At 63.3% G+C, this 22,191-nt stretch carries 20 protein-coding genes; 10 read left to right on the top strand and 10 right to left on the bottom strand.

Going from position 1 to position 22,191, the window contains the following annotated elements:
• Positions 1 to 6 precede the first annotated feature (6 nt).
• Both EN955_RS01805 and EN955_RS01800 read right to left on the bottom strand, forming a co-directional pair.
• Complete coding sequence (locus EN955_RS01805; RefSeq protein ID WP_013528105.1) at positions 7 to 1,029, bottom strand: phosphoribosyltransferase family protein; 1,023 nt, start codon at positions 1,027 to 1,029, stop codon at positions 7 to 9.
• Between the two features lie 52 nt (positions 1,030 to 1,081).
• Positions 1,082 to 2,578 (bottom strand): lipopolysaccharide biosynthesis protein, encoded by a 1,497-nt coding sequence (locus EN955_RS01800; protein WP_024501830.1) that lies wholly within the window; start codon positions 2,576 to 2,578, stop codon positions 1,082 to 1,084.
• A gap of 185 nt (positions 2,579 to 2,763) precedes the next feature.
• Here EN955_RS01800 and EN955_RS01795 point away from each other — a divergent pair, with 185 nt between their 5' ends.
• The 6 genes from EN955_RS01795 to EN955_RS01770 all read left to right on the top strand — a co-directional run bounded on the left by EN955_RS01795 (position 2,764) and on the right by EN955_RS01770 (position 10,474).
• Complete coding sequence (locus EN955_RS01795; protein ID WP_024501829.1) at positions 2,764 to 3,936, top strand: glycosyltransferase; 1,173 nt, start codon at positions 2,764 to 2,766, stop codon at positions 3,934 to 3,936.
• 40 nt (positions 3,937 to 3,976) lie between these two features.
• Positions 3,977 to 4,972 carry a glycosyltransferase family 2 protein gene (locus tag EN955_RS01790; RefSeq protein ID WP_024501828.1) on the top strand — a complete coding sequence of 332 codons (996 nt, stop codon included), beginning with the start codon at positions 3,977 to 3,979 and terminating at the stop codon, positions 4,970 to 4,972.
• Positions 4,972 to 5,922: a glycosyltransferase family 2 protein gene (locus EN955_RS01785; RefSeq protein ID WP_024501827.1), complete on the top strand. Its 951-nt coding sequence runs from the start codon at positions 4,972 to 4,974 to the stop codon at positions 5,920 to 5,922. Before EN955_RS01790 ends, EN955_RS01785 begins: the two co-directional genes overlap by 1 nt.
• On the top strand, positions 5,912 to 6,880 hold the full coding sequence (locus EN955_RS01780; RefSeq protein ID WP_024501826.1) for a glycosyltransferase family 2 protein: 969 nt from the start codon (positions 5,912 to 5,914) through the stop codon (positions 6,878 to 6,880). The genes EN955_RS01785 and EN955_RS01780 overlap by 11 nt, the downstream gene beginning before the upstream one ends.
• 74 nt (positions 6,881 to 6,954) lie before the next feature.
• Positions 6,955 to 7,851 carry a UTP--glucose-1-phosphate uridylyltransferase gene (locus EN955_RS01775; protein ID WP_013528099.1) on the top strand — a complete coding sequence of 299 codons (897 nt, stop codon included), beginning with the start codon at positions 6,955 to 6,957 and terminating at the stop codon, positions 7,849 to 7,851.
• Between the two features lie 235 nt (positions 7,852 to 8,086).
• Positions 8,087 to 10,474: a polysaccharide biosynthesis tyrosine autokinase gene (locus EN955_RS01770; RefSeq protein ID WP_024501825.1), complete on the top strand. Its 2,388-nt coding sequence runs from the start codon at positions 8,087 to 8,089 to the stop codon at positions 10,472 to 10,474.
• A 76-nt stretch (positions 10,475 to 10,550) separates the two neighbouring features.
• On the opposite strand, the gene EN955_RS01765 is transcribed toward EN955_RS01770, so the two are convergent.
• The 3 genes from EN955_RS01765 to EN955_RS01755 form a co-directional block, all read right to left on the bottom strand.
• Positions 10,551 to 11,309 carry a metallophosphoesterase family protein gene (locus EN955_RS01765; RefSeq protein WP_013528097.1) on the bottom strand — a complete coding sequence of 253 codons (759 nt, stop codon included), beginning with the start codon at positions 11,307 to 11,309 and terminating at the stop codon, positions 10,551 to 10,553.
• A gap of 246 nt (positions 11,310 to 11,555) precedes the next feature.
• Positions 11,556 to 12,638, bottom strand: coding sequence for an acyltransferase (locus EN955_RS01760; protein WP_024501824.1), 1,083 nt, complete (start codon positions 12,636 to 12,638; stop codon positions 11,556 to 11,558).
• A 112-nt stretch (positions 12,639 to 12,750) separates the two neighbouring features.
• Positions 12,751 to 14,658, bottom strand: coding sequence for a propionyl-CoA synthetase (locus tag EN955_RS01755; protein ID WP_024501823.1), 1,908 nt, complete (start codon positions 14,656 to 14,658; stop codon positions 12,751 to 12,753).
• Positions 14,659 to 14,801: 143 nt separating this feature from the next.
• Here EN955_RS01755 and EN955_RS01750 point away from each other — a divergent pair, with 143 nt between their 5' ends.
• The 4 genes from EN955_RS01750 to EN955_RS01735 all read left to right on the top strand — a co-directional run bounded on the left by EN955_RS01750 (position 14,802) and on the right by EN955_RS01735 (position 17,751).
• Positions 14,802 to 15,614 carry a DUF2259 domain-containing protein gene (locus EN955_RS01750; RefSeq protein ID WP_024501822.1) on the top strand — a complete coding sequence of 271 codons (813 nt, stop codon included), beginning with the start codon at positions 14,802 to 14,804 and terminating at the stop codon, positions 15,612 to 15,614.
• Positions 15,615 to 16,055: 441 nt separating this feature from the next.
• Complete coding sequence (locus EN955_RS01745; protein ID WP_032898709.1) at positions 16,056 to 16,343, top strand: PqqD family protein; 288 nt, start codon at positions 16,056 to 16,058, stop codon at positions 16,341 to 16,343.
• Positions 16,343 to 16,777, top strand: a complete 435-nt coding sequence (locus EN955_RS01740) for a lasso peptide biosynthesis B2 protein (protein WP_024501821.1) — start codon at positions 16,343 to 16,345, stop codon at positions 16,775 to 16,777. Before EN955_RS01745 ends, EN955_RS01740 begins: the two co-directional genes overlap by 1 nt.
• Positions 16,774 to 17,751 (top strand): serine kinase, encoded by a 978-nt coding sequence (locus EN955_RS01735; protein WP_024501820.1) that lies wholly within the window; start codon positions 16,774 to 16,776, stop codon positions 17,749 to 17,751. The genes EN955_RS01740 and EN955_RS01735 overlap by 4 nt, the downstream gene beginning before the upstream one ends.
• A 7-nt stretch (positions 17,752 to 17,758) precedes the next feature.
• Here EN955_RS01735 and EN955_RS01730 read toward each other — a convergent pair whose 3' ends face one another.
• The 5 genes from EN955_RS01730 to EN955_RS01710 form a co-directional block, all read right to left on the bottom strand.
• Positions 17,759 to 18,739, bottom strand: a complete 981-nt coding sequence (locus tag EN955_RS01730; RefSeq protein ID WP_224618437.1) for a nucleotidyltransferase family protein — start codon at positions 18,737 to 18,739, stop codon at positions 17,759 to 17,761.
• A gap of 100 nt (positions 18,740 to 18,839) precedes the next feature.
• Entirely contained in the window at positions 18,840 to 19,826 is a 987-nt protein-coding gene (gene dhaK, locus EN955_RS01725; protein WP_024501818.1) for a dihydroxyacetone kinase subunit DhaK, read from the bottom strand.
• 37 nt (positions 19,827 to 19,863) lie between these two features.
• On the bottom strand, positions 19,864 to 20,286 hold the full coding sequence (locus EN955_RS01720) for a hypothetical protein (protein ID WP_013528088.1): 423 nt from the start codon (positions 20,284 to 20,286) through the stop codon (positions 19,864 to 19,866).
• An 11-nt stretch (positions 20,287 to 20,297) separates the two neighbouring features.
• The gene (gene ptsP, locus EN955_RS01715; RefSeq protein WP_024501817.1) at positions 20,298 to 21,884 is read right to left on the bottom strand and encodes a phosphoenolpyruvate--protein phosphotransferase; all 1,587 of its coding nucleotides are present in this window, start codon (positions 21,882 to 21,884) and stop codon (positions 20,298 to 20,300) included.
• Entirely contained in the window at positions 21,868 to 22,170 is a 303-nt protein-coding gene (locus EN955_RS01710; RefSeq protein WP_013528086.1) for an HPr family phosphocarrier protein, read from the bottom strand. Before EN955_RS01710 ends, ptsP begins: the two co-directional genes overlap by 17 nt.
• Positions 22,171 to 22,191 lie beyond the last annotated feature (21 nt).

Here is a 22,191-nt window from a genome sequence, read left to right as displayed (position 1 = left end):
AGCAGGTCAGGCCGGACGCTTGACCCGGCTTTTCAGCGTCTCGTAGCCGCGGGCGCCAAGCAGTGCGCGGGCAATGGTCTTGGCGGCGCTCTTGCGGCCCTCTTGCGACTTGATCTGCCGCAGCCTTGCCGGCAGGTTGCGGGCCGCCTGGCCAAGTGCCGGCAGCGACAGCGCGTCGGGGAAGCTGACCATATGCGTTTCGACGCACAGCACCGGCTTGCCTGACAGTTCGGTGATCTTCAGCGCCTGTTCGTGCTCGCTCTCGATGAACAGGATAGCATCGGACTTGCGGTAGAAATCGGCCTTGAAACTGCCATGCGCGCCGAGTCGTTGCCGTTCCGCCTTGCTCGGCAGATCGAGCATGATCAGCTGGTCGTATTTGATCTCATGCTTGGCGAGCCATGCCTCGGTGAGCGCGCGGTATTTCTCCAGCCGGCTGGTGACCAGCCAGCCGATCCTGTGGGTCGCGACATGGAGCGGCCGCGCTTCGCTGAGGAATTTCTCATAGGCCGGGCCGTCGTCGTTTTCCGCCTCTGTCGGGTCGAGGCACAGCACGCCGTCAATGTCGACGCAGCATTGCGCCAGGAATTTGTGATGCATGAAGTTCCACTGGAACATGCGCGGATGCGGCACGACCTCGAAGACGAGGTCGGTTTCCTGGTGCAGGGGCTCAAGGCCGAACACGGCGGCAAAGGTGAAGTCCGCCTCGATGCCCGCAGCCTGGATGCGGGCGCGTGCGTCGCGCATGGCGTTGCCGCCGGCGACGCTGTCGTCGATCACCAGCACCTTGCGCATCTCGGAAACCTTGCGGTCGAGAGCGGCCCGGCGCTTGGTGACGCCTGATGTGTAGATTCGCCCAGCCAGGAAGCTGTCGAGATCGGTCATCGGGATGTTCGCGGCAAGGCTGACCAGCGTCGCTGCCAAAACGCCGCTTCTCGGCACACCGACGACCAGGTCGATGTCGCGCGGCAGCCGGTGCAGGCCCCTGACGATGGCGTCGTTCATATCGGAGATCGATCGGTAGTGCATGGTTCAGACCTGGTCCTGGAGGAGATGTCCGTAGCAGTCGAAGACGCCCAAATTATTGCGCTTCGCGCGGCGCTGCCGCAGGCAGCCTTGCCGGCAGCATCTTGAGCGCCTCGCGCAAGGCTTCGCGGCCGGAGGCGAATGCCAGTCCGATGATGATCGTGATGAGGTAGGCGAGCACGGCGCTGCTGGCCAGGGCGACGACATGCTGCTGCGGCAGCGCTGGCTTGACGAACCAGATCGCGGCCAGCGCCAGATGGGCGCCAAGCACGAACGGCGTTGCCGCGCGCAGCACATGATGCGCCTGCAGCGGTCCGCTCTTGCCGACATAGAGCCATAGGAACGGCGTCCGCAGATATTCGCTGATCGCATAGGCGATCGCCACGCCCAGCGCGCCATAGGGCAGGCCGAGCATGAAAGCCAGCACCGACGTCACGGCCGTTATGATGCCCCAGCGCATGAAATCGCCGGAGCGGCCCTGGCTGACGAAAAGCCACCCCGCCGGATTGTTGAGCGGCTGCAGCAGCCCGGCAAAGCCGAGCGCCAGGAAAATCGAGGCGCTTGCGCGCCATTGCTCGCCGAGCACGAAGGGGATCAGCACATCCGACATCGCGGTGGCGAAGGCGACACCGGGAAGCGCCACCAGCAGGATCAGCGGCATGACGCGCAGATAGGCGCTGCGGTAGCGATCCGGTTCGTCCTTCAGCCTGGAAAGTGCTGGAACCATCACCTTCGACAAGGGGTTGGTGATCTGGCTCAGCGGAAACAGAAGCAGCTTGTAGGCGCGGTCATAGAGGCCGAGCTGCGCCTCGCCCCAATATTTGCCGATCAGCACGTTGTCGAGGTTGCGGGCAAAGAAATTGGCGAAGTTGAAGCCGGTGATGCCGGCGCCGAAATTGATCAGCTCGCCGATGCCGGCGACCTTGCGCGGCAGGCCCGGACGCCAGCGCGAACTCGCCCAGTAGCAGAGCGTCGGCAGCACGGCACCGGTCAGCGTGCCGGCAAACAGGGCCCAATAGGAGCGATCGATGAAGGTCCAGGCGATCGACACGGCAAGCCCGGCGATTGCGCTGGCGACGTCGATGACGGCCAGCCGGCCGAACTGCATACGGCGCGTCAAGAGCGCCAGATGCTGGGCGCCAAGCCCATAGGCCATGATCTGCAGCCCGAACGCAGCCACCAGACCTGTCACGCGCGACTCGCCGTAGAAGGCAGCAACCAGCGGCGCCGCACCCGCAAGCACGCAAGCCAGGATCGCGCTGACGGCGACATTGATCCAGAAGAGGTAGTTCACCTCCTCATGCCGGATGCCTGATTTCTGGATCGTTGCCTGGGTCAGGCCGAAATCCTGGAACAGTGCGATAAAGGCAAGCACCGGCGCGCACATCGCCACGACACCGAAATCCTGTGGCGACAACAACCGCGACAGGACGATAACCGACAGAATCTGTGTCGCGACCCGCACCGATTGCGCCATGGCCGTGACAACCGCGCCGCGCCCAACCGATTTGCGCAAGGAGCCTTCTGGCGGATCGAATGCATTGGCTTCCAAATTCAGGATTCCTGATTTTTTACGTGGATTTTCGAGCCCGAAAATCCACGACCGCCGCCGACCACAAACTACGGCAATAATTTTGCAGTGCAACAGAAAACGTGGACCGCCGCACCAAAAATGTTGCGATGCAGCAAGACCTGTACTAGCATTCCCTCGGGTGGGCCAACAGCGGTCGAGTTTTTATGCTGCATGTCTTGTACCTAGTGCACGACGTTTCCGACCCGGCGGTGCGCCGGCGGATCACGATGCTCAGGGCAGGTGGGGCCCAGGTCACCTTGGCCGGATTCCGTCGCACCGCGAATCCGATTGCGGATATCGAGGGACTGCGCCCGATCGACCTCGGCGGGACGCGTGACGGGCGATTCGGCCAACGCCTCGCGGCCGTAGCCAAAGCAGCCGTTTCGATAGGCTCGAAGCTGGGCGGAATGCCAAAGCCGGATGTCATCGTCGCGCGCAACCTGGAAATGCTGGCGCTTGCCCGCCGCGCCAGGTCAGCCTTCGGTGCATCGGTTCCGATCGTATACGAGTGCCTCGACATTCATCGGCTTGTGCTGCGCAACGATGTCCTGGGCAAGGCGCTGCGTGCCACCGAACGATTTCTGGCCAGGGATGTGAAGCTGCTGGTGACCAGTTCGCCTGCCTTCATCGCCAATTATTTCAAGCCGTTCGGCCAGGTCGCGGCACCCATCGAGCTGGTCGAAAACAAATATTTCGAGGCCGCGACGATTGTGCCCGGCGCTGCCGAGGCCGATGAGAGCCCGGTCGGCCCGCCATGGCGGATCGGCTGGTTCGGCGCGCTGCGCTGCCGCCGCTCGCTCGAGCTGCTGGCTGATTTCTCCCGCCGCATGGAGGGCCGCTTCGAGATCGTGCTGCGCGGCCGTCCGGCTTTGTCGGAATTCCCTGACTTTCACGGCTTTGTCGAAGCCGAGCCATGGCTATCGTTTCTCGGGCCCTACCGCAATCCGGAAGACATGGCGGCGATCTACAACGATGTCCATTTTTCCTGGGCGATCGATTTCTTCGAAGCGGGGCAGAACTCCGAATGGCTTCTGCCCAACCGGCTCTATGAGGGTTGCCGTTTCGGCGCGGTGCCGATCTCGATGGGCAACACCGAGACCGGGCGATTCCTCAAGCAGCAGGATATCGGCGTGCTGTTGCCGCAAGCGTCGCCCGAAGCGCTCGAAGCCGCGCTAGGCAAGATGGAGGAGCATCGCTTCGCCAGGCTGAAGGGGCGTGTTCTGGCGCGCAACCCGAGAACCTGGAGCTACGATCGCAGCGATTGCCGTGCGCTTGTCGAGCGGCTGCGCAGCCTGACGGCCGTGCCCGGTTCGTTTGCCGCCGAGGCATTGGCATAGGATGGCAGGGAATGGACAGAGGCAAGATGGACAGAGGTTGATGACGCAGACGGAAAAACCCTCATCCAGCCTGATCGTTATCCCATGCCTGAACGAAGCCGCCCATATCGGTGCGCTGCTCGATCAATTGCGGCCCGCGGCCGCCAGGCTTGGCGCCCGGATCATCGTCGTCGACGGCGGCAGCACCGACGGCACGCTTTCCATCGTAGACGACGTCATTGCCAGGGACCCACGGGTTATCCTGCTCCACAACAAGCGGCGTATCCAGAGCGCGGCGATCAATCTCGCCGTCGGTACCTTCGGCGATGGTGCCGACTATCTCATCCGCATCGATGCGCATGGCGGTTATCCCGACGATTATTGCGACCGGCTGGTCGAGGAAGCCCTGGCTACATCGGCGGATTCGGTTGTCGTTTCGATGCTCACCAGCGGCAGCGGTGCCGTGCAGAAGGCGGCGGCCGCGGCGCAGAACTCCAAGCTCGGCACCGGCGGCTCGAAGCATAGGCATCTTTCGCAGGGACAGTGGATCGATCACGGCCATCATGCACTGATGCGGATATCGGCGTTCGGTGCCGTCGGCGGCTATGACGAAACGTTCAGCCACAACGAGGACGCCGAGCTCGATTATCGCCTGCGCAAGGCCGGCTACAAGATCTGGATGAGCGGCAAGACGCAGATGGTCTACTACCCGCGTGCCTCGCTCTCAGGCCTCTATTTCCAGTATCTCGGCTACGGTCGCGGGCGTGCCAAGAATGTACTGAAGCATCGCGTCATCCCGAAGGTGAGGCAGATGGTGCCGCTGCTGGTGTTTCCGGTGGTGCTGCTGGCGGCCTTCTCCTTCGTGCACTGGCTGGCGGCGGTGCCGCTGCTGCTGTGGGCGTCGGTGTGCCTGGGCTACGGGCTGGTGACGGCTATCCGCCAGCGCAAGGCCGACGTTGCGCTGGCCGGTGTCTCGGCCATGGTCATGCATCTTGGCTGGTCGGTCGGCTTCTGGCTGCAGCTTCTCGGCCTCGGCTCGCGACGAGGAGTGGCCTGATGGCGGTGTCGGCAAAGAACCGCAGCATCGACATCGGCGTCTGCACGTTCCGCCGGCCGGAACTGGCGGACACGCTGCGCTCGCTCGACGCCATGGAGATGCCGGTGGGATTCGATGTCCGCATCGTCGTCGCCGACAATGACGACACCCCATCGGCCCGTGACCTGGTGGCGGCGCTGTCGCGGGAATTGACGGTGCCGATCCACTATCAGCACGCCCCGGCGCGCAACATCTCGATCGCCCGCAACGCCTGCCTCGATGCGAGCACCGCGGATTTCGTCGCCTTCATCGATGACGACGAGACGGCCACGACGCCATGGCTTGCCGAACTGGTCGCGATGGCGCAGCAAAGCGGTGCCGCCGCCGTGCTCGGCCCGGTCAGGGCGCGCTATCGCCCGGACGCGCCGGACTGGATGCGGCGCGGCGATTTCCATTCGACCTTGCCCGTCTGGGTGCGCGGCGAGATCCAGACCGGCTACACCTGCAACGTTCTGCTGCGGATGGGCTCGGACAGCCTGCGCGGCCGCCGCTTCAGCCTGGCGCGTGGCCAGACCGGCGGCGAGGACACCGAATTCTTCGACCAGATGCACAAGGCAGGCGGCCGCATCGCCTTCTCGCCCGAGGCGTGGGTCGAGGAGGTGGTGCCGCGCTCCAGGGCGGCATTCGATTGGCTCGGCCGCCGCCGCTTCCGCGTCGGCCAGACGCATGGCCATCTCCTGGGCAGCAGCGCCAGCGGAATCGGCCTGGCCAAGCAGGTCGGCCTGGCCTCGGCAAAGGCCATCTATTGCTTCGCCTCGGCACTTCCGGTCGTCGTCAGTCCGGTACGCAGGAACCGCAGCGTGCTGCGCGGCATTATGCATCTTGGTGTCGTCAGCGGCCTCGTCGGCATCCGCGAAATCCGCCTCTATGGCCAGCCGTCGCCACAGGAGGGAGGCAAGCGTGCAGCCTGACGTCAGCTCTATCCCCGATGTTTCCTTCGTTATTGCCGCCTACAATGCCGAGACGACCCTTGATCGGGCGATCGCCAGCGCCATCGCCCAGAAGGGTGTCAGCGTCGAAATCATCGTCGTCGACGACAAGTCGCGCGATGCGACGCTCGATGTTGCGCGGGCCTATCCCGGGGATATCGTCCGTGTCATCGCCCTGCCAAGCAATCGCGGCCCGGGCGGCGCCAGGAATGCCGGCCTCGATGCCGCCCGCGGCAGATGGATCGCGGTTCTCGATTCCGACGATGCGGTCTTTCCCGGCCGGCTCGCCAAGATGATCGCGCGTGCCGAAAGCGCGGATGCCCAGATCGCCGTCGACAATCTGCAGGTCGTTCGCGAGGACGGCGTTATCGAGGACGCGATGTTTCCGCGGCAATATCTGGAAGGCTTGCGCGAGATTTCGCTGGCCACCTACATCGCCGGCAACGTCGTCTTCGAATCCAAGTTCAACCTCGGCTACCTCAAGCCGATCTTCCAGCGCGAGTTCCTGAACGAAAACCGGCTTCGCTATGACGAGAAGCTGAGGATCGGCGAAGACTACATCCTCTTTGCCGCCGCCCTGGCCAAGGGCGGAAAATGCGTCGTCGAGCCCGATATCGGCTATGCCTACCATATTCGCAGCGTCTCCATTTCGCGCGTGCTCGAGCTTCACCACGTCGAAGCCATGCGCAGGGCGGATGCCGTGTTCGCTCAAACCCATCGGATGGATGAGGCCGCGCAGGCCGCGTTCGCGCGGCGTGGCCGCAGCCTGCGCAAGGCGGCATCGTTTCTGTCACTGGTACAGCACATCAAGGCGCGGTCCCCGCTCAAGGCGATCCGGACTGCGCTCAGCGACCCGGCGGCGGTCAGGCATATGGGCATGCCGATCGCCGTGCGGTTGCGAAGAATGGCGGCACAATTTGCCGTCGGGGCGGGGAGGTGAAGATGCAGGCACATGGAGGGAATTTTCGTGGCCTGTGAACGGATTGAAGTCGATCTCCTCAGAAGGAATTTGCGATGAAGAAAATCAGGAAGGCCGTGATACCGGTGGCGGGGCTTGGAACGCGGTTCCTGCCGGCGACCAAGTCGATGCCGAAGGAAATGCTTCCCGTCGTCGACAGGCCTGTCGTCCAATATGCGGTGGACGAGGCCTTCGAGGCGGGCATCGAGCACATCGTCTTCGTGACCGGTCGCAACAAGGCGGTGATCGAGGACTATTTCGACCTGCATCCGGAATTGATCGGCACCCTGGAGCAGACCGGCAAGAAGACCCAGCTGGAGGCGCTCGAAAGCATGCTGCCTGTGGCCGGCGCCACCAGCTTCATCCGCCAGCAATCCCCGCAAGGCCTCGGCCATGCCGTCTGGTGCGCGCGCGAGGTTATCGGCAACGAGCCCTTCGCCTTGCTGCTGCCGGACATGGTGTCCTTCGGCGGTCGCGGATGCCTCGCCGAAACCGTCGAGCTTTATGAGCGCACGGGCGGCAACGTAATCGCCGTCGAGCGTTGCGAACCCAGCGAGACCAACAAATATGGCATCGTTGGCCGTGGCGCCGAGATCGGCGGCGGTTTCGAGGTGACGGCCATGGTCGAGAAGCCGGCGCCGGCCAATGCGCCTTCGAATTTCTACATCAACGGCCGCTACATCCTGCAGCCGGAGATTTTCGCGCTCCTGGGCAATCAGCAGCGCGGCGCCGGCAACGAGATTCAACTGACGGATGCCATGGTTCGTCTGTCGAAGGATCAGCCGTTCTTCGCCCAGCCTTTTCTCGGCCGCATGTTCGACTGTGGTTCCAAGGAAGGGTTCATCCAGGCCAACATCGCCTTCGCGCTGGCGCGCGACGACATGAAGGGTCCGGTTTTCGAGATGCTTCAGGAGTTCGTCCGGTCGCATGAACGCCAGGAAGAAGCCGCATAATGCCCATCTTTCGGGAGTATCGTCAGATGGCTGGCGAAGAGGGGCCGGCAGGTTCTCTCCGTCTGGCACGACGCTTGCATTGCTCTGGCGATGCTCCCGATCTTCGAGGCGCCTGCAAGCCAAGGCATGATCCCTGAAAGTGGGTCCCGGTTTCCGGAAAAGATCATGTTGAAACAGTAAGATAGAGCCAATTGCGATCAATCGGAATAGGACCGGCTCTAGAATTGGACCGAAGATGAATTATGCCAACTTTCCTCTCGACAAGAGGATGCCATTGCCGAATTCGGACGCAGGAGACGGCGAAGACTTCATCGATATCGAGCGGCTGCTTGGCATGGCCGCACGGCAGGCCAAGGTGGTTGCCGTGTGTGCCGTCATCGGTCTCTTCCTGGGCCTGCTCTATTTGCAGACAACGCCGCCCAAATATCAGTCGATCGCCAGCGTGCTGATTGACGAGGGCTTGAACAAGATCGTCGACGACATTTCGGCGACGTCGACAACCATGCAGACCGATTCCGCCATCCTGAGCCAGATCGAGATCCTGACCTCGACGCGGCTTGCCGCCGTGGTCGTCGACAAGCTGAAGCTCGACCAGAACGACACGTTCATGAATCCGCCCCAGTCGGCGCTTGCCCAAGGCATAGGCCTCATCCGCGGCCTGATCCAGTATGTCCGCCCCAGCTCTTCCATGCCGGGTGGCGCTGACTTCAGCAAGCTCGACCCGGCCGCCCGCGATGCGCTGATCGCCACGTCGCGCCGCGACTACGCGATCCTCAAGCTGCAGAACGAGATCCGGGCGGAACGCGTCGGCCGAAGCTACGTCATCGCGCTCGGCTATCAGGCGACGGATCCGGCCTTGGCAAACGCCATCACCAAGGCCTATGCCGATGCCTATCTCGCCGATCAGCTCGATGCCAGCTTCGATGCCACCGAGCGGGCTGCGGTCTGGCTGCAGGGCCGGTTGACGGAGTTGCGCCAGAGCTCGCAGGCAGCTTCGCTCGCAGTTGAGAAATTCAGGGCCGAACATGGGCTGGCCGCCAACAGCGATGGCCAGCTGATGAGCGACAAGCAGCTTTCCGACCTCAACGCCCAGCTTATCGTGGCGCAGGCCGACACCGCACGAGCCAGCGCCCGCTACCAGCAGTACAAGGCCATCGTCGACAGCGGCTCCGAAAACGCTTTCAAGGATGCCGCCATATCGAGCGACCAGCCAAGCAGCTCGGTCATATCGGCGCTCAAGACCCGCTACCTCACGGTGGCCAAGCGGCTGCAGGACGTTGAGGCGAATTTCGGCCCCGAGCACCCGCAGGCGGTGGCTCTCTCCAAGGAGAAGGCCGACATATCGACGCAGATTTTCGGCGAGCTGAAGCAGCTGACCGAAAGCTATCGCAACGAATATGAGGTGGCGCAGGCACGCGAGACCGCGCTCAGGGCCAACGTCGCGGCCGCGCAAGGCAAGAGCTCCGTCGACAACCAGACGCAAGTCAAGCTGCGTGAACTCGATCAGCAGGCGACGGCGCTCACCACGCTCTATCAGACATTCCTGGGTCGTTACGAGGAAGCCGCGCAGCAGCAATCCTTCCCGGTCGGCAAGATCCGCATCATCTCCGACGCGTCGATGCCGATGACGGCCTCAAGCCCGCGCACCATCGTCGTGCTCGGACTTTCGCTGGTGCTTGGCCTGCTGATGGGCGCCGGCTTTGGTGGCCTGAACGAGTTCAACGAACGCTTCTTCAGGACCGGCGAGGACGTGCGCGACCGCGTCAACCTCAAATTCCTCGGCTACCTGCCGACGATCGGCGGCAAGCTCGGCAAGGAAGAAAAGCCGGGCGAGACCCAGGTGGACGCCAAGACCACCCAATCGCTGTCTTCAGCCGAAAAGCGGGCGCGCATGCGGGTCAGCATCGATTCTCCAGCCTCGATGTTCTCCGAAACGCTGCGCAGCGCCAAGATCGCCTTCGACGTCGTGATGGAAGGGCAAGGCAGCCGCGTCATCGGCATCATCTCGGTGCTTCCCGGCGAGGGCAAGTCGACGGTCGCGGCAAATCTCGCCGGCTTGCTTGCCGCCAATGGCTCCAAGACGCTGCTGATCGACGGCGACTTGCGCAATCCCGGCCTCAGCCGAGGCCTTGGCATGGAAACCGAGCAGGGCTTGATGGAAGCGGTGGTCGGCGGCCAGACCTGGCAGTCCGTCGGCAAGATCGACAGGCAGACGAAGCTGGCGATCATCCCGGCGGTGCTGCGCGGTCACTTCTCGCATACCAGCGAACTTCTCTCCTCGGCCGGCATGCGGCGCTTCATCGAGAACGCCAAGGAGACGTTCGAATACATCGTCGTCGATCTGCCGCCGCTCGGACCGGTGGTCGACGCCAAGGCCTTCGCGCCATTGGTCGACGGTTTTGTACTGGTCACCGAGTGGGGGCGCACCCCGCGCGCGATGGTCAGGTCGATGCTGGAATCCGAACCCTATGTCGCCAACAAGATCGTCGGCGCGGTGCTGAACAAGGTCGATTTGAAGAAACTGGCCAAATACGGCTCGTTCGGCGGTTCGGAAAAATTCTTCGATAAATATTCGAGCTACTATCTGGAAAAGTCGGAAGTGCGCGGCAAGGCGCCGGTCTGACGTCGACCGTTGCGCGAGTGGGTCCACTCTGAAGTGTATCGATCTTCAGGCCAGCACACCTGAATATCGTTGCGCGTCAGGAGAAGATCAGCCTGCCTTGCTTGTCGGCGATCCTGACGGCGGTCAGGCGTCCGCTCTGGAAGGCGGCCGTGTCGATGCCGAGCCGGCGCCCTTCGAGCTTCGGGACATCCACCGGCGTATGCCCGTGCACCACCCAGCGGTCGAGCAGGTGCGTTGCCTCGAAGAAGTCCGAACGGATGTTGATCAGGTCATGGTCGGTTTGCGCCGCAAGGTCGACGCCGGGCCTGATGCCGGCGTGTACAAACACGAACTTCCGCGAACGGACCATGATCGGCAGCCCGCGCAGGAAGCTGACGTGATCGTCCGGAATGATCTCCCTTATGCGCCGGTCGATCTGCGCGCTGCTCCCGTAGAGGCTGGTGAGGCGCGCCGGATCGATGCCATAGGAAAACAGGGTTTGCAGGCCGCCCGTCGCCAGCCAGGGTTCGCGGGACAGATTTCCGTCGAGATAGTTCAGCATTGCCACTTCGTGGTTGCCCGCAAGACAAATGCGCTGAAATCCTTTCGGCGGCGGCGCCAGGAGGTGATCGAGCACCCGCGCCGACTGAAACCCCCGGTCGATGTAGTCGCCAAGCATGACGATGATCTTGCGGCTCTGGAAGCGCAGCGAATCGAGCAGGATCTTCTGCTCCAGCGCGCGGAGTTCCTTGTAGCAGCCATGCACGTCGCCGATCGCATAGACGACGGCGTCCTGCATGTCGATATCGAGGCGCGGACGCGCCGCGATGCGGGGTTTTCGCTGGAACAGGGTCACGTGCCGGGCGTCTCGAGGCAAGCTCTCATGCCGAAGGCATAAGTGCCTGTTATCATGCCCGAAACGAAGAATTCCGCAATCGTGGAAAATGTAGCTGCGCCGGGTCGGCACCGCCAATGCATGTCGCTCGGAAGTGAGCTCCGTTTTGGGAGAGCGATCCGTGGAACAAAGGCCTGGAGTGGGCCTGAATCCGCTCAAGCGCGACATGCTTTAGGTCGGCGGCCGGGCCGGTCTGCCGGACCGTCGTCAGGCTGCCTTGAGCCGATAACGGAAAACGGTATGGTCGAGCAGCAGCCGGATGCGTGGTTCGGCCTCGGTCGCCACTAGCCAGCTTGCCGCGATCATCGTCGCGCCGACGACCGCCATCGAGAACAGATGCGGCAGACCGGCGCGGACCAGGATGCCGAGCAGGGCCGCGCCGACGACATCGTGCAGCAGGTAGAGCGGATAGGTCATCAGCCCGATCCGGCGCCAGCCGCTCCAGGAGAGGTCGAGCCGCAGCGACCACGCCATCAGCGCGATGCCTATGAGGAAGATGAGGATCGGCGGGGCGAAGGGCATATCACGCCCGACCTTCAGGATATGAACGTCGACCGAACTGGCGATCTGCAGCACACCACCGGCCAGGAACAGGGCGCAGAAGGCTAGGCGGGCGGCTGTCACCGCCTTGAAGCGCATCAGCCACAGCATGACGCCGGTGGCGAAGAACACGCCGTGATGCACCAGAAGCAGGTCGAGCGTGCGTGTTTCGGCAAGGTCGGCCCAGTCGAGCGGGTAGTAGAGGCACCAGAACAGCGCGCTGACCAGGCCGATGGCGAGCGCCACAATTTCCATTAGATGGAAGCGGCCGAGCCGCAGCAAGGTCCAGACGACGGCATAGAAGGCGATCTCGATGCCGAGCGTCCAGTAGACGCTGTCCACCCATGGCGCGTAAGGGGCGAACAGGCCGGTGCGGACGAGCCTGACGACGGCATCGGTCGGCCAGCTGAGGCCGACGATCAAAAGCACCGCCGCAGTGACCGGCGCACAGATCCACACGGCCGGCGCCAGCCGTTTCACCCTGGCTTCGAAAAACCGCAGGGGTGTCGACCTTTCGGCGCTGAAGGCGATGACGAAGCCGCTGATGACGAAGAAGATCTGGACGCCGACCCAGCCGGATTCGACCCAGGCGCCTATTGCCGGCTGCGGGGGAACGCCGCCCGTGGCGCGCGCCGAAACACCGTCAGGATACGCCCACACCCAGAAGCCATAGTGGTAGACCATGACCATGACGGCGGCGAGAAAGCGCAGGATGTCGACGCCGCCAAATGTAATCTTCTGCTGAGCCATGCGACCTTTGTCGATGGCCCCCCGCGAACGACTTTAGGGTGCATTGCTGCGTCGCACAATAAAAGTATTGCTTGCCGATCGAAAAGGTCGTCCGCGGCCCACCTTCAGTGGCTCAAAGGCCGATCCCACGTTCCTTCAGCGCCGCAGTGATCTCGTCGAGGATGACCGGATCGTCGATGGTTGCCGGCATGGCCCATTCCTCCTTGTCGGCGATCTTCTGCATGGTGCCGCGCAGGATCTTGCCCGATCGCGTCTTGGGCAGGCGCTTGATCGTCACCACCGTCTTGAAGGCGGCGACCGGGCCGATGCGTTCGCGCACCAGGCCGACCACCTCGTTCTCGATGGAGCCGATATCGCGGGTCACACCCGCATTCAGCACCACGAAGCCCAGCGGAACCTGGCCCTTCATGGCGTCGGCAATGCCGATGACCGCGCATTCGGCGACATCGGGATGGGCCGAAAGCACCTCTTCCATGGCGCCGGTCGACAGCCGGTGGCCGGCGACATTGATGATGTCATCGGTGCGGGCCATGACGTAGAGATAGCCGTCCTCGTCGACCATGCCGGCATCCGCCGTCTTGTAGAAGCCGGGGAACTGGTCGAGATAGGCCTGGCGGAACCGTTGATCGGCATTCCACAGCGTTGGCAGGCAGCCGGCCGGCAGCGGCAGTTTGATCACCACATTGCCCAGCGTGCCGCGCTGCACCTCATGGCCAGCATCGTCGAGAACGCGGATGTCGTAGCCGGGCATCGGCACGCCGGGCGAGCCGTATTTCACCGGCAGCAGGCCAAGGCCGGCGGGATTGATCGTCATCGGCGAGCCGGTCTCTGTCTGCCACCAATGGTCGACCACAGGCACATTCAGCTTCTGCTCCGCCCATTTGATGGTTTCCGGGTCGGCGCGCTCGCCGGCAAGAAACAGCGTGCGGAACTTCGAGAGGTCGTGTTTGGCAATGAACTCGCCCTTCGGGTCCTGCCCCTTGATGGCGCGGAATGCGGTCGGCGCGGTGAACAGCGCGACCACGCCATGCTCCGCTATCACCCGCCAGTAGGTGCCGGCATCGGGCGTGCCGACAGGCTTGCCCTCGAACAGGATGCTGGTGCAGCCATGCAGCAGCGGTCCGTAGACGATGTAGGAATGGCCGACCACCCAGCCGACATCGGATGCCGCCCAGAACACCTCGCCCGGCTTGACGCCGAACTCGTTTTCCATCGTCCATTTCAGTGCGACCATATGGCCGCCATTGTCGCGCACGATGCCCTTGGGCTGCCCGGTCGTGCCCGATGTGTAGATGATGTAGAGCGGATCGGTGGCAAGCACCGGCACGCAGTCGACATTGGCGCCCGCTGCCCGTTCGCGGGCGACCGCATCGGCGTAGTCGATGTCGAAATGCTCCTTCAACTCGCATCGCAACTGGTCGCGCTGCAGGATCAGGCAGGCGTCCGGCTTGTGGCGGGAGATCTCGATCGCCTTGTCGAGCAACGGCTTGTAGGCAACGACGCGGCCTGGCTCCAGGCCACAGGATGCCGAAATGATCAGCTTCGGCCTGGCATCGTCGATGCGGGTGGCAAGCTCATGCGAGGCGAAGCCACCGAAGACCACCGAATGCACCGCGCCGATGCGGGCGCAGGCGAGCATGGCGATGGCCGCCTCGGCCACCATCGGCATGTAGATGATGACGCGGTCACCCTTGCCGATGCCGCGGTTCTTCAGCACCGAGGTCAGCGCGACGACCTCGCGCTTCAGCTCGGCATAAGTGAACTTTTTCACGGTTCCGGCAATCGCACTGTCATGGATCAGCGCGATCTGGTCGGCGCGGCCGCCGGCGACGTGGCGGTCGATGGCATTGTAGCAGGTGTTGCAGGTGGCGCCGGTGAACCAGCGGCCATAGACACCGGCATTGGCGTCGAACACCTTGTCCCAGGGCGAATACCAGTCGATGGCGCCGGCCGCATCCGCCCAGAATTGTTCCGGATCGCGTTTCCAGCCTTCATAGACCTCGTGATAGCGTGAAGCCATCCATACCTCCCCGGGAAATGTTTTTCTTCCTTCCAGATAGCGCGCTCTACCCTTGGCCGCAAATCCACGCCATTGTGACGACGGCATCGACCTGGCGCTTGGGGGCAAGCAGCTATGAACTGCGAGACGGGACTGGGGTGGTGATGTCTGCTGCTGTTCGGATCATCGGGCGCTTTTCGCTATCGTCGGTCATGGGCGCCGTACTTGCTATGTCCACCGGAACCGCTGAAGCCGGCGATGCCGCGGCACGGCACATCATCGGCTTTTCGCCGGATGGCGCTTATTTCGCCTTCGAGCAATATGGAACGCTCGACGCCGGCGCCTCGGACTCCGGCTGGTCTGAGATCGACATCATCGATACCCGTACGGATCAGTTCGTTGGCGGTAAGCCGATCCTCGTCGTCGATGAGACGGAGGAGGCGACACTGACGCTGGAGCAGGCGAGGGCGCAGGCCGCCGCTCAGGCGGCGCCCATTCTCGCCCATTATGCAATCACATCCCCAGCCGAGCAGACAGCGTCCGACAAATTCACCTTTCCGGGTGAAATGGTTGCCTACAACGACATCTCCCGCCTCGAACAGGTGTCGCAGAAATGGCTGTCGCCGCTCCATGGCGAAACGGGCGTTTCGACCATCCAGCTCGACGAGATCCTGGCAGCCAGCACGAGCGATTGTTCGGCGAGTTTCGCAACGACGGAGCAGCGCGACACATCTGGCAAGGCACTCGGCTTCCGGCTGACGCTGCAAGGGCAGGACGGCAAGCCGTTCAAGATCCTGCACGAGGACAAGACCGTGCCGGGCTCAAGAAACTGCCCGACCTCCTACAGCCTGTCGGAATCCTACGAACTTACCCCGGCCGGCAAGCCGGCGGTGATCGTTGTGCTGGTGCAGCGTTTCAGCCAGGGTTTCGAGGGGCGCGATCGCCGCTTCCTCGCAGTGACCGGGCAGCCACGCTGAGAGGTCACGCCCAAGCGCCGGCAGCCGCTCTGTCTCAAGGTTGTTTCTAGATCGGCAGGGCCACAAGCATGAGGCCAATGCCGCCAGCGATCAAAATGGCTGTCGCCAGCGCTTTTCTGTGACGTTCGAAGCTCGTCGGAGCTCGCTCCCAATTGTAACGCATACGCTATCTCCCCAATACCCAGGCAGGTTTTACCTTACTTAGGGGAAGAAATGCAACGTCCGCTGCCGGCAGCCCGCTGTTTGTCACGTTTCATCGATGACTATTTCTGGGCCGAATGCGGCCGGGAAGACGCAACCGAGCAGGTTCTAACGCGACTGGCGCGGAAAATCTGTCAGCAAGGCCGTTGGTCCGTGCACCGGGCTCCCGTGATCGGCTGATAGACAGCGCTCCACCTCCGCGCTATCTGATTTCCGGGATGAGCATGGCTTGGAGGGGGCGTGGTGGAAATAGTCTCTGGAACCGTTCTGCGGCTGGCCGAGGATGCCTCGGTGCAGCATGTGGGCGATGGCGCAGTCGTGCTTTTGGCGCGCAGCGGCCAGCTCTATACATGCAACGGCACGACCGAAGCCTTTCTCGACAAGGTGGACGGCGCGCGCAACCTCGACCAGATCGTCGACCTGCTTTGCGAGGAGTTCGAGGTCGACAAGGGGACGCTCGATCAGGACATGGCGGCACTGGCCACGGATCTGATCTCGGAAGGTATCCTCGCCGCGCCAGGTGCTTGATGGCTGACGGCCCGCTCCTGCGCGCTCTTTTTCGCTGCCATCTCTGGGCGAGCGCGCGGCTGATGCCGGTCCTTGTCACCAACCGGAGCTTCGAGGAGGTGCTCAGATGGGCGCCGCTCGCCTCGTCGACGCCCTATCGCGGTCTGCCGTCCGCCTACATCGTCGCGAGCGTCAACCGCACGGTCCGCCATCCCTGGCTGATGCGTGACCGCAGGTGCTTGAGGGAAGGTCTGCTCGGTCATCGTTTCCTGCGACTAGCCGGCTTCGATCCGGACCTGCGCTTCGGCGTCGAACCGCAGTCGATGCAAGCGCAGCGTCTATCGGCGCATTGCTGGGTCTGCCTCGACGGCAAGCCGGTGGTCAGCGACAAGCTTCCCGGCATGGTCGAGATCTATCGTCATCATGCCGATGCCGTAAAGGCGCGTCCCGCTTGACCAGACCTTCAGCCTGCTATGGCCTCAACGGCCTGATCCTTGGCATATCGGCCGAGCGCTCCGAGCTGTGGCAGGATTTCGACCGGATGCTGGGCAGCCTGCGCATAGGGGAACCCGTCGCGCCGGACTTTCGTCTTGAGATCACCGAAACAGACACGCTGGACGAGACACCCAATGGATCCCTGGTCTTCGATGGCGAGGTGCCGGAGGATGGTCCCTGCCGGATGATCGAGGATGGCGGCATTGTCCATCTGATCTTTCCCGGGCGCCAAATCGTTGCGATCAATGGTGGGGAAGGTTGGGCCGAACTCCGGATTAGCACCGGTACGAAAGCCGCCTGGACGCCGTCGATGTTGGTTCTGGATGCCGCGCTCGACGCCGGTGGCCAGCATATGCTGCATACGGCCGGGCTGACCTTGCCTGACCGCGATGCGGTGGTGCTGATCCACGCCCCGAGCGGCACCGGCAAGACCACGACGTCGCTGGCGCTGGCAACACAGGGCTTTGGCCTCTGCTCCGACGACGCCATGATCCTGAATGTCGCTTCGGGCAAGGTCGTGGCATGGGGCTTGCCGCGCGCCGTCAAAATCCACCAGAAGACTGCCGAAATGATCCCGCAGGTGGCGCCATGCCTTGGCCAGACCTGGGATCGCAACGGCGAACAGCCGGTCTCGTTAGAACGGTTGGGGGCTATCATCCGGGTGGAAAACGCATCCGCCCGGCCGGTGGCGGCGCTTCTGCACCTGGCGCGTTCCGCCGACGGCCAGACCCGGCTCGTCGCCATGGCCAGGACCGACGCGATGGTGACACTGGCAGTCGACAATGTCCGCACCGGCATGACCGGGCTGCTGCCGATGCAGAAGCGCAGGTTGGCGACCATCGCCGGGCTGGTCAATGCGGTGCCGACCTTCCAGCTCGAAGTAGGCGCGCGCCCCGCTGACGCGGCGGCGCTGATCCGCGGCACCCTGGATTGACGTCAAGTCAGGCTACTTGCGGCCTGGCCTTGGCCAATCTCTGGATCCACCGGAAGGCGTCGCGGCGCAGGCGCGAGCCCAGTCTGTCCCTGGAATTGACGCCAAGCAGCGTATTCGTTGTGATCAGCCGCCTGGCCAGCCGTATGGAGAGATCGGGCTTGATGCGGCCGGCGAGTTCGAGCGCGCGGCTCTCGTCGAACAGCTGGCCGGTCACATTGAGCACGATTGCCAACTCCAGTTCGATGCCGGTCATACGGGCAGCGTCGAACAGGCGTGCTTCCGCTTCGGGTGATTGCAGCGCCCGCACCCCTTGCAGCACGTCCACGCAAAGCTGCAATCGGTGGAATTTGTGGCCGCCCGCGGCGTGCACGATGGCGATCGTTAGAAGAGCCGCCGGCGTGTCCGTGGCTTCGCCGTCGATGGCGCGCAATTCAGGGAAACCCAGCGACAGGCGCCGCCGCATGCCGGTGTCATGCACGAGGTCGCCATGCAGTTCGACCAGCAGGCTGGAATTCTCTTTTTCCAGCCATTTGAATTCCTGCAATTCGTAGGATTCGGCCTCGTTGCTGCCAAGCTCGAAGCCGCATGCCGCGATCACCTGGTTTGCCCTGGCCAGATTGGCGGGTTCGACCAGGATGTCGATGTCGGTGAAGGGCCTGTCGGCGACGTTGCGGTAGAGCTTTCGCGCGAAGACGGGTCCCTTGACGATCCGCGCCGGAATATTGTCCGCCGCCAGTCCCTTCATGATGCGGTCCCCATGATACTTCAACAGCATCGACTGGCCGGTGGCGATCGTTGCCTTCTGGCGCAGATCCTCCAGCTTGCCGTGCAGGTCGGCATCCGCTGGCAGCCGCGCGTCCCCGCTGAGCTTGCGCAACATGATCGGCAGCACGCCGTGAAACTCGGCATTGTCGAGCAGCGCCGTCAGCGTCTTTGCCGACAAATCTTCGCCGCCTGCCGCCGCCTCGGGGTCAGCGAAGCGCAGCAAGAGTCTTTCTTCGGCGGAAGTAAGCGGTGGCAGCATCAACCCAGCTAGCATTGCGAGCAAGTCAGGAATGGTTGCAGAAAAGCCTAATGTAAGCCAGCTTTTACATGCCCCAGCGCAGCGCCGCAGTGTGTACCGGCGCGTCCCAGAATGCGGTCGTCTCGTCGTCGAGCATGGTCAGCGTGATCGAGCAGCCGGCCATATCGAGCGAGGTGACGTAGGAGCCGACCAGCGAACGGGTCACCGTCACGCCATGCTTCTCGAAGATTAGCCGTGCGCTGTTGTACATCAGATAGAGTTCCATCAGCGGCGTGCCGCCGAAGCCGTTGACGAACAGCAGCGCCGGGCCTTTCGCTTTGTCGCCGAGATCGCCGAGGATCGCGGCGCAAATCTCCTGCGCGATCGCATCGGCGCTTTTCAGCGCATCGCGCCGGCGGCCGGGCTCGCCATGGATGCCGACGCCGAACTCCATCTCGCCGTCGCCGATATCGAAAGTCGGCTTGCCCGCCGCCGGCACGGTGCAACTGGTCAGCGCCACGCCCATCGAGCGGGTAGCAGCGTTGACGCGGTCGCCAAGCGCCTTCAGCGACGCCAGAGCCAGGCCGTGTTCGGCCGCCGCGCCGACGATCTTCTCCACCACCAGCGTGCCGGCGACGCCACGCCGGCCCGTCGTATAGGAAGAATTCTCGACCGCGACATCGTCATTGGTCACGATCTGCTGGACGCCTTCCGACATTTCGGCCGCCATCTCGAAATTCATGACGTCGCCCTCATAGTTCTTGACGATGAACAGGCAGCCGGCGCCGGTGTCGACGGCCTCTGCCGCCGCCAGCATCTGGTCCGGTGTCGGCGAGGTGAATACCTGGCCGGGGCAGGCGGCGTCCAGCATGCCGTGACCGACAAAGCCGCTATGCAGCGGCTCGTGACCGGAACCGCCGCCGGAGATCAGCGCCACCTTGCCCGGCCGCAAGGTCTTTCGGCGGATGAATTTGTGCTCGTCGCCGAGCACGAGGATGTCGGCATGGGCGGCGACGAAGCCGTCGAGGCTTTCGGTCAGCACCGTGTCCACCGAATTGATAAACTTCTTCACGGCCGTCTCCTCCCGAAATAGGCCAGATAGCAAGTGATCAGCCACTCTTGCCGGTGATGCTGGTGATCTTTTGGATAAAATCGTTCACCGCCTTATCGAGCGCGGCGTTCTGCTTGTCGTCGCCGAAATCCGGCACGATCAGCGAGACATGCCGCGTCTTGCGCATGCCTGATGCGATCGACATCTTGCCTGGATGCGCCTGGTGATAGGCGGCGAGAAACTGGTCGCGCTCGGCCGGGCTGAAATGGCAGACGGAAAATATAGCCGGCAAATGTTTTGACGGAATCGGGATCGAATAGGCAGGACTGGAAATCTGCGTGACGAAGCTGCGGTGCTTGCCGAGCGCATCGGCCAGGCGCTGGCGCATACCGGACGGGCGCTGGTCGATAACCTGCGACAGGATCGTCTTGTAGGCGCGGATCGCCTCTTCGGAACCGGGTTCGGGTGTCCTGTCGACCATGCCGGCCGCGCCTAGACAGAAACGTCCGCGATGGCCGCCTTGGCCATGGCGAGTTGCGCCGGCGCGACGGAAAGATCGCGCAGGCCGGCCTCGATCAGTGACGGGATCGAGGCTGGATCGCCGGCTGCATCGCCGCACAGGCTGACCGGGATCTCTTCCCGCTGGCCAAACGCGGTCACGGCAGCGATCAGCCGCAGCACGGCCGGATGACGGACCGAATTGAGATGCGCCACGGCAGCGTTGTCGCGGGCGGCCGCCATGACATACTGGGTGAGATCATTGGAGCCGATCGAGAAGAAGGCGGCATCGGTAAAGGCTTCCGGTACGATCGCCACCGACGGCACTTCGACCATGATGCCGAGCGGCGGCATGTTGTGTGCGACGCCGCGTGCGGCAAGTGCAGTCTGCTCTTCGGCGAACATCGCCGCTGCCTGTCGGTATTCCTCCACAATGGCGATCATAGGGAACATCACTTTCAGGCTGCCATGGACAGCGGCGCGCAGCAGCGCCCGGATCTGTACACGAAACACCTCGGGTCTTGCCAGCGACAGCCTGATCCCGCGCAGGCCGAGAAACGGATTGCTCTCCTCGATCGTAAAGCCGGGCACCGGCTTGTCGCCGCCGGCGTCAACGGTGCGGATCGTCACCGGTTTTTCACCGGCCCACTCCAGCACCTTGCGATAGGCGCGATACTGCGTCTCCTCATCCGGCAGCGTCTTGCCGAACAGGAATTCGGTGCGCATCAACCCGACTCCGTCGCAGGTCGTAATGTCGATGAGGTCGACATCGGACGGGTCGGCGATGTTGACCTGCACGCGCACCGCCGTGCCGGCCTTGGTCACCGCCGGTCGCGCCAGGAACGTCCCGGCCCGGTCGCTGCGCGCCCGGAATGATGAGGACGATTGGCGAAAAGCAGCGATTTCAGTCTTGGAGGGTGACAACACAATGCCGCCATGTTCGGCGTCGAGCAGCGCTGTGCCGGTTAGACGAGCCAGCGAAGTGCCCAACCCGACAACCATCGGCACGCCGCGTGAACGCGCCAGCATGGCGACGTGGCTGGCGGTGCTGCCCGCCTTCAGTGCGATGCCGCCGCCGCTGCTCCAGTCGGTTTCGAGAAAACGCGTCGGCGCGATATCCCAGCCGTAGAGGATGGCGCCGGTTGGCGCCTGGACGTCGCCATCCTCGGACAGCGCCCGCAGCACCTGGTCCCTGATATCGCGTATGTCGGCGGCCCGTGCGCGGAAATAATCCTGGTCTGAAGCGTCGTAGCCGGCAATCTCGGTATCAAGCGCTTGCCGCCAGGCTTTGTCGGCTGGCAGGCCGGTGCGGATCGCGGCAAAGGCCGGGCTGCTCAGCGCATCGTCTTGCAGCATGGCGATCTGAAACTCGAGAATGTCGGCGGCATCGCCCTCGGCCATCTCGCTCAATGCCGTGAGACGGCTTGTCGCGACGGCGATTGCGGCTTCGAGCGCGGCCTTCTCGTCGTCGGCTGTTTCTTTGCCGACATAGGATACGACAGTCTGGTCGAGGTCGAACAGTGGCCCCTCGGCATAGCCGGCCGAGGCCGAAATGCCTTGCAGTCTAAGCGGTTCGGACATGGTCCGCGCCTTCGTCGAAATCGCGCCGCACCAGTTCGACCAACGCGTCGACGGCATCATTGGCGCCGTCACCGCTGGCCCTGATGTGCAGCACGGTGCCCTTCGGCGCCTTGGCCGCCATCACCTTGACGATGCTCTTGGCGTCGAACCATGGCCCGTTGGCGGCGAGCGCGATCTCCACCTCGGCGGCAAAACTCTTGGCCAGCTTGGTGAACTTCACCGAAGGACGCGCGTGCAGACCCACCTCGTGGGTGATCACAACGGTCGCTTCGGCGGATGCGGACATGTCTTTCAAAATTCCCGTTCG

Origin of the sequence: Mesorhizobium sp. M7A.F.Ca.CA.001.04.2.1 (assembly GCF_003998485.1) — a bacterium.
Taxonomy (GTDB): Bacteria; Pseudomonadota; Alphaproteobacteria; order Rhizobiales; family Rhizobiaceae; genus Mesorhizobium; species Mesorhizobium ciceri.
The sequence above is the reverse complement of the archived record's forward strand: the minus strand, read 5'-3'. Positions and strand labels throughout refer to the sequence as shown.

What these genes read in the sequence shown, in the direction of transcription:
- EN955_RS01805 (WP_013528105.1), bottom strand. Translation starts at nt 1,029, where the DNA reads ATGCACTACCGATCGATCTCCGATATGAACGACGCCATCGTCAGGGGC.
- EN955_RS01795 (WP_024501829.1), top strand. Translation starts at nt 2,764, where the DNA reads ATGCTGCATGTCTTGTACCTAGTGCACGACGTTTCCGACCCGGCGGTG.
- EN955_RS01790 (WP_024501828.1), top strand. Translation starts at nt 3,977, where the DNA reads ATGACGCAGACGGAAAAACCCTCATCCAGCCTGATCGTTATCCCATGC.
- EN955_RS01785 (WP_024501827.1), top strand. Translation starts at nt 4,972, where the DNA reads ATGGCGGTGTCGGCAAAGAACCGCAGCATCGACATCGGCGTCTGCACG.
- EN955_RS01775 (WP_013528099.1), top strand. Translation starts at nt 6,955, where the DNA reads ATGAAGAAAATCAGGAAGGCCGTGATACCGGTGGCGGGGCTTGGAACG.
- EN955_RS01770 (WP_024501825.1), top strand. Translation starts at nt 8,087, where the DNA reads ATGAATTATGCCAACTTTCCTCTCGACAAGAGGATGCCATTGCCGAAT.
- EN955_RS01760 (WP_024501824.1), bottom strand. Translation starts at nt 12,638, where the DNA reads ATGGCTCAGCAGAAGATTACATTTGGCGGCGTCGACATCCTGCGCTTT.
- EN955_RS01755 (WP_024501823.1), bottom strand. Translation starts at nt 14,658, where the DNA reads ATGGCTTCACGCTATCACGAGGTCTATGAAGGCTGGAAACGCGATCCG.
- EN955_RS01750 (WP_024501822.1), top strand. Translation starts at nt 14,802, where the DNA reads ATGTCTGCTGCTGTTCGGATCATCGGGCGCTTTTCGCTATCGTCGGTC.
- EN955_RS01740 (WP_024501821.1), top strand. Translation starts at nt 16,343, where the DNA reads ATGGCTGACGGCCCGCTCCTGCGCGCTCTTTTTCGCTGCCATCTCTGG.
- EN955_RS01720 (WP_013528088.1), bottom strand. Translation starts at nt 20,286, where the DNA reads ATGGTCGACAGGACACCCGAACCCGGTTCCGAAGAGGCGATCCGCGCC.
- ptsP (WP_024501817.1), bottom strand. Translation starts at nt 21,884, where the DNA reads ATGTCCGAACCGCTTAGACTGCAAGGCATTTCGGCCTCGGCCGGCTAT.
- EN955_RS01710 (WP_013528086.1), bottom strand. Translation starts at nt 22,170, where the DNA reads ATGTCCGCATCCGCCGAAGCGACCGTTGTGATCACCCACGAGGTGGGT.